This window comes from Streptomyces beijiangensis (assembly GCF_017315755.1).
Classification (GTDB): Bacteria; Actinomycetota; Actinomycetes; order Streptomycetales; family Streptomycetaceae; genus Streptomyces; species Streptomyces beijiangensis.
In genome coordinates this window covers 209-785 of sequence record NZ_JAFLRJ010000857.1, presented here as the reverse complement: position 1 = coordinate 785, position 577 = coordinate 209, and the positions used below count along the sequence as shown (strand labels likewise).

Sequence of the window (577 nt, the reverse complement as noted above, 5' to 3'; positions counted from 1 at the left end):
TCCCCGTACAGCCCCAGCAGCCCCGCCCCGAGGCGCTGAACTCGCCCACCACGCCCGGCTCCGGCGGCGGTTCGGCGTCCTGGGCGCAGCAGGTCCACCAGCTGGCCCAGCCCGACCCCCAGCAGCAGGCTCAGCAACAACAAGGTCAGCAGCAGGCCGAGCCCCAGCAGGCCGCCCCTTGGCGGCCCCCGACCCTGGACCCCTTCGCGCAGCTCGCGGCGGACCAGTCGAACGCCCGCCCCGCCGGTCTCGGCAAGCGACTTGCCGCCCGGCTGATCGACACCGTCGTCCTCGGTGCGGCCGTCGGCGCCATCGCGGCCCCGCTGGTCACCAAGGCCACCGACCACATCAACGGCAAGATCGACGAGGCCAAGCTCTCCGGCCAGACCGTCACCGTCTGGCTCCTGGACGGGACCACGGCGACGTATCTGGGTATCGCCCTCGGGGCCTTCCTGGTCCTCGGCGTGCTGTACGAGGTCCTGCCGACCGCCAAGTGGGGGCGCACCCTCGGCAAGAAGGTCTGCGGTCTGGACGTACGCGGCATCGAGTCGCATCAGCCCCCGCGCTTCTCAGCGGC

At 72.4% G+C, this 577-nt stretch carries 1 protein-coding gene; it reads left to right on the top strand.

Annotation, left to right across the window (positions count from 1 at the left end; genetic code table 11):
* The coding region (locus J0695_RS39515) for an RDD family protein (protein ID WP_206969673.1) at positions 1–577 on the top strand (577 nt) is incomplete at both ends.